The organism is Pseudoalteromonas sp. ESRF-bin5, assembly GCF_002632075.1.
Taxonomy (GTDB): Bacteria; Pseudomonadota; Gammaproteobacteria; order Enterobacterales; family Alteromonadaceae; genus Pseudoalteromonas; species Pseudoalteromonas marina.
Genome location: NZ_NTLW01000073.1, coordinates 22,415 through 30,788 on the forward strand (window position 1 = coordinate 22,415; position 8,374 = coordinate 30,788).

Consider the following 8,374-nt stretch of genomic DNA (forward strand, 5'->3'; position numbering starts at 1 on the left):
CGAGCTGGTACTTAAAATCCAAATATTTACGCCTTAAACTTAGAACGACTCGACCACCAGCGATAAATTACTCACAGCACAACCAAATGGTTTGGTGTTTATGCGGTCATAGCGTGTATCAGCATTTGTATTCAGGCTAATTAAAAATTCATCTTGCTGAGCAACCGCACTTTGCTCTTGAGCAAGGCACATAGCTTGTGTCAAAGAGCGTAATTTAGCATCCGTCAATATGCTCCCAAAACGCTGAACTGGTAAAGGCGGTATTTTAATTGCTGGCAACGTTTTCCCCAATGTGCGCTCGCTCAAAGTAAATGAGTTATTGCTCACATCAATTACACTGCCAGAGGGCCAATAAGAATAGCGGTATTTTTGAGGTTTTGAATTTGTCTTTTGCTCAGGGGGATGCACAGCAATGTTTGTTGCCTCGGGAGTTAAATGGACCACACCATTTTCACCTACGACCGTCATTAAATTACCTTCTGGCGATTTTATGACAACCAAGGCGGTATTCTCGTCTACACCAAAACCATACTGTGATGTAGCTTTACCGTTGCTAAAAGTGTCAATCATCATGGCCAATTTAAAAGTTTGGTTTTGCTCACTAAAGTGCGTACTTAACACACCATAATTAAACGTTGCTAAGCCCTTTTTAGTGGTCAGGGTTTCCCCTTTTAGTACATTTGTACTTGTTACGTTTTTATTTGTAATTAAGCTATTACCTTGTATGGCGCTCCCCTCACCTATTCCCACAATAACCGGGCTTGTTATAAGTGAATTTGTCCATGGGTAAGGCTCGTTTTCATCATTAAATAAAACGCTATGCAATAACGCAGTATCGCCACTATGAAACATAACGCCGGTACTGTTTTTTATTAATGTGGTTAATGCAACTACTCCACTTTTACACAAGCCGTATTCGGTTTGAGTTTGCGAAGGATAAATTGACTCTCGGTTATACACTTGCATAGCGCTGTTTCTTAGTGAAGGCAGTTGATCGCAACGACCCGTGGTTATTGCCTTTGCAAGTGCAGGCGTTAATGCAAGCCACTTGGTACTTATTTGTGATTCTGCTAAAAGAGATGTTGCCGCTTCAGCATACGCGTATGGATCACGACGCGCTGCAGTAATAACAAGCATGGTCGGTTTAGCGCTATTTACTTTTAGGCTACCAGTAATAAATTGTAAAATATCATTATTTTCATAGCGTGAAGTATTAATTGCTTTGCTATTCATTTTTTTATCATTCTTACTTTCTGACACTTCGAGCATATCAAGCACATAATTGTATTCGTGCACCGATAAGCTTTCTAATTGCAAATTATCTACGTCACGCCACTGCCACAGTAAATTTTGCTTTGACACATGCTTAGGTTCATTCTTTTGTAATTGCTTTAGCACATCTAGTGTCGCATCTTTATTAGAAAGGCTACTGGTTGGCCAGTTTTTTGCTATGAGCTTTATTTTATTAATAGTAGGTGAGTATAATTTTTGGGTTAAATTTTCAACCTTCTCACTCCTAGTACACGAACTCTCAGAGCACATGCGTGGCTCTGATCCTAATAAAACTAATGTTTGGCTTTGTTGTTGCGCGGCTAAATCAACCGAAAATACAGTACTTATTAGTGTAAAAATCGCTGTTAATAGCATGTATTTATTAAATAAAATTTGATTGCTCATAGTAATAGTCTTAAAAGTGGCAAAATGCGCTGCAAGCTTATCAGTTTAGTGGCTTGGGCTAAATACCTCGTTAACATAACTAACGGTGTATTTAATTCAATTTTATTTATTACAGCTTTGGATTAGTTTTTTAAGAAGTAACTCAATTATATCGATACATCGCATTAAGTTGCAGCCTATTTTAGTCAGCGTTAAGCTAGCGCTTTATTTCATTAAATATTGATATACCAAGGCTTTATAATGACTGACAGCACATACCCAATTGGCACACCCGGTACTAAATGGAACGACGACGATAAAGCTCAATGGCTTGCGAGCCAAGTTATAAAGCGTAGCTACCAAGATGAAGTGTTAACGTTAATTAACGAGCTTAAAGGCACATTAACGGTTGAGCAATATGGTGAGCTTAATTACAATGATGGCTGTTATCCATTATATGCCCTGCAAACACCTAATTTTGATGATACCAAACCAACGGTTTTAATTACCGGTGGCGTGCATGGCTACGAAACCAGTGGTGTACATGGAGCGCTTAGATTTGCAAAAACCTCTGCTTTAAATCATTCAAAACACTTTAATATAATTATTACTCCCTGTATTAGCCCTTGGGGGTATGAAACAATTAACCGCTGGAACCCAAGCGCAATCGATCCTAACCGCTCCTTTTACGAAAATAGCCCAGCACACGAGTCGGCCGCTGTTATGGCCTATGTAAAATCATTAAATATTGATCTACTAGCACATATTGATTTACACGAGACAACAGACTCCGATAACAGTGAATTCAGGCCAGCGCTTGCAGCACGTGAAGGCACAACTAATACAAACTGGAATATTCCTGATGGGTTTTACTTAGTTGCTGATAGTACAAAGCCAGAGCCAGAATTTCAAAAAGTGATTATTGAGGGCGTTGCAAAGGTTACGCATATTGCACCAAGCGATGAAAACAATGCATTAATAGGCGTACCGCAGGAACAATTTGGCGTTATAAATTACGCAGCACGCAAATTAGGTTTATGTATGGGCTTTACTGATGCTCCTTTTGTAACAACAACAGAGGTTTACCCAGATAGCCCTTCAGCCAATAGTGAACAATGTATATTAGCGCAAGTTGCTGTTATTGATAGTGCTTTAAATTATTTACGAAATGAAGGCTAAATTACTAGTTGCTACGTTTATTATAAGTGTGTTTTATTAAACGTAGTAACAAGTCTGTAATATAAATAGAGAGAAAGCCTTGCAAGTAGATAAAAATGAGCATTATGATTTTTCATTAAAAAATGACTATGGCAACGTTAATTTTTATGTAGATAACAACATAATTGTTGCTGAATTTTCAGGTAGCATCGATACCGATATTCTAAGTGTGTATGGTGAAAAGCTCATTAATACTACTGCACAATTTAACGGCAACCCCTGGGGCTATATTAGCGACTCACGAAAGGTATTAGCAGCGACGCCTGAAGCCGAGTTATTGCTCACTAAAATTGGCAAAAAAATGCAAGCTGCAAATTGCTTTATCAGCGCGTATGTAATGACATCGGCCATCGCAATCAGTCAAATGTCGCGGGTTTTAAATAGCGTTGGCAGAGACGGCACTAAATGTATATTTAGTGAGGTTGAAAGTGCCAAGCAATACGTTATTAAGCACCTTAAAAACAGCCAAGCGGATTAATTATTTAATCAACTTGGCGTTTAACTACTTAGTTTTTATAAAACTGACTGTCCTTGGTGATGGTAATACTCGCATCTTCCTGCGCGGTAACTACAAATCTTAATTTACTTACTTTTTGTTTAATATCGTAACCATCAGCGGTAACCGTAACCGGTATTTTTTTCATTAAACCAGGTTGTACGAGTGTTGCCTTTGGACTTTTAAGCGTTGCCCCAGGTAACCCCTCAATAGCGATTGTGTAGTGCATTGATTGCTGTGTTTTGTTAATAATTGTTAGTGTGTATGGGTTTTCAACTAGGCCCTCATAATTTACTCTGTAGAGTGCGTTTCTATCACGAAGCACTGAGGCCTCTATGGGTGTACGCTGCATCATCCATGCAAACATCGATAGGATAAGTAAGGCAGTTAACGCACCATAGCCAACAAGCTTTAATCTAAATGGGTTGGTTTTTTTACCTTCCATTTGTTTTTCACTCGCGTATTTAATTAAGCCTTTGTCGTAGCCAAACTTATTCATTGTGTCATCGCAGGCATCAATACATAAACCACAGTTTATGCACTCATATTGCAAGCCATTTCTTATATCAATACCCGCAGGGCATACCTCCACACATAAATTACAGTCTACACAATCGCCTAGGTTTAATGACTTTGGATCAGCTTTACGCTTACGTGGGCCACGGTTTTCTCCTCGTTCAGCATCATAAGTAACAACTAAGGTATCTTTATCAAACATCACTGACTGAAAACGAGAATACGGGCATGCAATGGTGCACATTTTTTCTCTTAAAAAACCAGCATTACCGTACGTACACCCAGCAAAAAAAAGCACCCAAAATGTGGTAATGCCAGACCAATCAAACGAAAGCATGTCTAAGTATAAATTTTTAGCCGGAATAAAATACGCCATAAATGAGGTCGCTGTTAAAACCGAAATAACTATCCACGCGCTGTGTTTAGCTATTTTTTTACGCCACGTGCTAAATGTCCATTTTGACTTATCTAATTTAATGCGCTGATTGCGTGTACCTTCTATTCGTTGCTCAACCCATGTAAACATCAACATCCATATTGTTTGCGGGCACGTGTAACCGCACCAAACTCGGCCAAGCCAATTAGTAACAAAAAATAACGCAAAGGCTCCCACCATAAAAAGCATGGCTAAAATCATAAAGTCTTGAGGAAGAAGTGTTAATCCAAAAATAGTAAAGGTTTGTGTTGCGACATCTAACAGTACAGCCTGCTGACCGTTGTATTGAATCCATGGAATGGCAATAAACGTTAACATTAGCAACCAGCCTAAATTACGGCGTATACGTTGAAAAAAGCCTTTTTGCTCGCGAATATAAATTGGCCCTGAGTTATAGGGCTTAATGATCATGTCTTGCTCTTTAATATCAAACTTCATGTTACTTACTTAATTAGAACGGATGTTGTTTAAGTATTTGCAACTTTCAGACCAAACTGAAACTTTATTTAATCTATTGATATTAAATAACTTTATAATTTACACGCTTTTACCAATCGCGACATATAACGAAAAACGTTATATATCGCGATTATTTATTAATTCCTAGCTTTCTCATTTTTGAGCGAAGTGTACTTTCAGGTAACCCTAACTTAAGTGCAGCACCTTTACTTCCCGAAATTTGCCCGTTACACAGTGTTAAAACACGGCTTATATGCAGCCTTTGCGCCTCATCGAGGGTAAGAGACTCGTCAACATTTTGCGTAGTGTCACCATTGAGTGGTTGATTGAGCTGTAAAACAGATTGTTTGGACAAAATGGCTTCTCGCTCCAGTACATTTTGCAGCTCTCTTATGTTGCCAGGCCAATCGTAGGCTTGAAGCTTAGTAACTGCTTTTTTACTTAACCCTTTTAACTGCTTCCCCAAGCGTTTATTTAATTGCTGTATGAGGTTGCTGCATAAGTAAGGAATATCTTCTTTACGCTCTCTCAGGGCCGGTACTTTAATAGGAAATACATTAAGTCGATAATATAAATCTATTCTAAAACTGCCCTTTTGCACCATTTGCCACAAATCGCGGTTTGTAGCCGCTATAACTCGAATGTTTACACTTAAGGTTTGGCTACCACCAACCCGCTCAAATTCTTGCTCTTGTAGCACTCTTAGTAGCTTACTTTGTGATTCTAGAGGTAATTCGGCTATTTCATCTAAAAAAAGTGTGCCTTTATCGGCCAGTTCAAATCGGCCTTTACGACGTTCGTTAGCCCCAGTAAAAGCGCCTTTCTCATGCCCAAACAGCTCAGACTCCAATAAACTTGGTGTAAAAGCTGCACAATTTACTTTAATAAAGGCATGCTTGCTGCGTTTGCTTAACCTATATAAATTGCGTGCTACTAGCTCTTTACCTGTGCCATTTTCTCCCAGAATAAGCACGGTAGTGTCGGTTTCACTCACTAATTTGATTTGCTCTAACATGGTTTGGAACACATGGCTTTGCCCTGCAAGCCCAGAGTCTTGCCAGTCCTGATTTAACTCTGCTGTTAAATAGCTATTCTCATCTTTTAACTGCTCACTCAGCTGCTTTATTTTTTTAAGTGCGTTTTGTAAATCATTTTGGGTTTGTTGCTGCTGCGATATATCACGAAATATAGCAACGGCACCAATAAGTTGATTTTTTCGATACACTGGGGTGGATGTATATTCAACAGCAAACGAGCTACCGTCTTTGCGCCAAAACACTTCATTGTTAACTTCACGGCGTTTACCATCAAACATGGTACAGTAAATTTGACACTCATCTGCAGGGTAAGGCGTGCCATCGGCACGGGTATGGTGATGATATTGATGTATTTTTTTTCCTAGTAGCTCCTCTGCCTTCCACCCTGTCATGCGCTCTGCTGCTGGGTTTACAAATACAGCGTTTCCAGACAAGTCGAATCCGTAAATTCCCTCACCCACGGCATTAAGTAATAACTTTGGATCGTTTAAAAATTGCTTTATCATAACTACGCCTCGCGAAATATCACGAGTATTATGACAACTTTAACACATTACTGCACCAGTAACTTTATATCGATATTAGCTCAGTATTTATGCGAAATGACTAAAAAGTGCACGCACATCAATTTTTGCCCCCAAACGAGCAGCTATTAAATACAAACCGGCTAATTTTCGGTGTATAAACAACGCATCGACGGGTGGAGTGTGCCACTGCTGTGATTGGGCACTAAGTGCAAGCCCAGCATCCTTAATTTTAAGTGCTAACTCACTATGTTTAAAATCAAATTCACCATCATGCCTGAGCGGTTCGCACGCCATTAAAAACAAGTCGATTACGTTATTTTTATAATTATCCATAATGTCATCTTTAAAATAACCAATTTGCGATGCTGCTTTTAATACGCCCTCTCGGCTGTTATCGCTACCTGCTTTAAATAGTGCCAAATACGCTGAACTCAACTCGGTTGATATTTCTCGCGTTGCACCAAAATCAAATAAAACGATTTTTTGTGTCTCTGTTTGATAATGAAAATTAGCAAAGTTAGGATCCGTTTGAATGAGTTTAAATTCAAACATTTCTTTAAAAAATAAATTAATAAGCTGCTCAGCCACAAAACTTCGCTGGCTTTGTGGCTGCTCTGTGATGCTCTCTATGGGTTCAGCATTGACATATTCCATTGTAAGCACTTGCTGCGTACTGTGCGAAGTGTAAACATCAGGCACTTTAAAGTGAGCATTGCCGTTGAGTGCATTTTTGTAACGTATTAAATAATCTGCTTCTCGCAGGTAATCTGCTTCTGCAAGTAATTGTGCCTTAGCCTCATTCACAAGGGGTTTAATGTCGAGATCTTTAGGTAATAGGCGCGATAGGGTTAACAGCGTAATCACGTTATCTACGTCGCTCTCAACACTCTTTGCAATACCCGGGTACTGAACTTTAACTGCGAGCTTATCGCCATTTTCTTGATACGCTAAATGCACTTGCCCAATAGAAGCCGCTGCAAAAGGTCTGAGTTCAATATGAGAAAAACGAGAAAGCCAGTCGTCCCCCCATTGTTCTTTTAAAACTTCAACCAGCTGCTTATGCGGCATTGGATTTGCGTCAGAGCGCAACAAAGCGAGTAACTGGGCGAGCTCAGGACTGAGCAAGTCACCAGCATCCATAGATAGAAGCTGGCCTAATTTCATTGCTGCTCCGCGTAAGTGAGAGAGCTGCACAGCAAGTTTTTCAATATTTTTAGGCTGCAGAAGTAAGCGTTTGTTATCCCACCCTTTACCTGTTAGTGCACTTTTAGCGCCATCAACCAGCATATTACCCGCAACGCCTGTTGCTAATGAGCCTAATTTTGCAAAACGAGAAAGTCTCGATGTGGGCACGTTACGCGGTGCTGCCATAATATAATGAACCTAATTAGCTTATAGTTAGGTTATTTAATACGATTAATTAAGGCAGGCCGATCTGATTAGCCTGGTTATTTATAACCTAGGAACCAGTTTAATTGCACCTTGCGATATTTTCATGTCGAGCGGTAATTTGCTCAATAGCATCATTTTAGGATCATTCATGTTTAACGTATATACAGGGTTGTTAGCCAAAAAGGTATTGATTACACCCATTGCTTGATCGTCAAGCGCGCCAATGTTGCCTCTAAAGCCACCAGCATCAACGCTTGAGCCCAGTAGTTTAATATTACGTAAAAACACTGCTTTTTTCTCGCTATCGTAGAATGGGCTGCCCTCTATTTGAAGCTTTAAACGAATTGGGTACTTAAGTGCAAAAGCGTTGATCTCTGCGCTAGAGTCAGCGCCAAGTAAAACAACATCACGATTATCTGGCCCTATATCAACACTTAAATCATTAACGTTAAGCTGAACAGGTAATCCCATTAGCTTTACTTTTTCGCTTAATTTGGGCAACTCTTTAGCTAATACGCTTTCTACTTCAGCATTTGTAAATGAATATACCGATACACCTTGCGTGCTATTACAGGCAGTTAAAAAAAGCGTAGTAATAAGTAATAAAAATCTCATGGTAAATCCTTTGTTTGGTTGA

7 protein-coding genes are annotated in these 8,374 nt (G+C 39.4%); 2 read left to right on the forward strand and 5 right to left on the reverse strand.

Annotated features, from left to right (window positions below; all coding sequences use genetic code 11):
- Positions 1-39 precede the first annotated feature (39 nt).
- Complete coding sequence (locus BCG07_RS03175) at positions 40-1,677, reverse strand: type 1 glutamine amidotransferase family protein (protein ID WP_286888609.1); 1,638 nt, start codon at positions 1,675-1,677, stop codon at positions 40-42.
- 240 nt (positions 1,678-1,917) lie between these two features.
- Between BCG07_RS03175 and BCG07_RS03180 the strand changes: the two genes are divergently transcribed.
- Entirely contained in the window at positions 1,918-2,835 is a 918-nt protein-coding gene (locus BCG07_RS03180) for a M14 family metallopeptidase (protein ID WP_286888611.1), read from the forward strand.
- Between the two features lie 79 nt (positions 2,836-2,914).
- Complete coding sequence (locus BCG07_RS03185) at positions 2,915-3,352, forward strand: hypothetical protein (protein ID WP_008132022.1); 438 nt, start codon at positions 2,915-2,917, stop codon at positions 3,350-3,352.
- 28 nt (positions 3,353-3,380) lie between these two features.
- Here BCG07_RS03185 and ccoG read toward each other — a convergent pair whose 3' ends face one another.
- From ccoG to BCG07_RS03205, 4 genes are all read right to left on the reverse strand, one after another.
- Complete coding sequence (gene ccoG / locus BCG07_RS03190) at positions 3,381-4,760, reverse strand: cytochrome c oxidase accessory protein CcoG (protein ID WP_006794487.1); 1,380 nt, start codon at positions 4,758-4,760, stop codon at positions 3,381-3,383.
- A gap of 151 nt (positions 4,761-4,911) precedes the next feature.
- Positions 4,912-6,324: a sigma-54 interaction domain-containing protein gene (locus tag BCG07_RS03195; RefSeq protein WP_286888614.1), complete on the reverse strand. Its 1,413-nt coding sequence runs from the start codon at positions 6,322-6,324 to the stop codon at positions 4,912-4,914.
- 87 nt (positions 6,325-6,411) lie between these two features.
- Positions 6,412-7,716 (reverse strand): ABC1 kinase family protein, encoded by a 1,305-nt coding sequence (locus BCG07_RS03200; protein WP_286888615.1) that lies wholly within the window; start codon positions 7,714-7,716, stop codon positions 6,412-6,414.
- Between the two features lie 81 nt (positions 7,717-7,797).
- Positions 7,798-8,352 carry a YceB family lipoprotein gene (locus tag BCG07_RS03205; protein WP_033019952.1) on the reverse strand — a complete coding sequence of 185 codons (555 nt, stop codon included), beginning with the start codon at positions 8,350-8,352 and terminating at the stop codon, positions 7,798-7,800.
- Between the last annotated feature and the right edge of the window lie 22 nt (positions 8,353-8,374).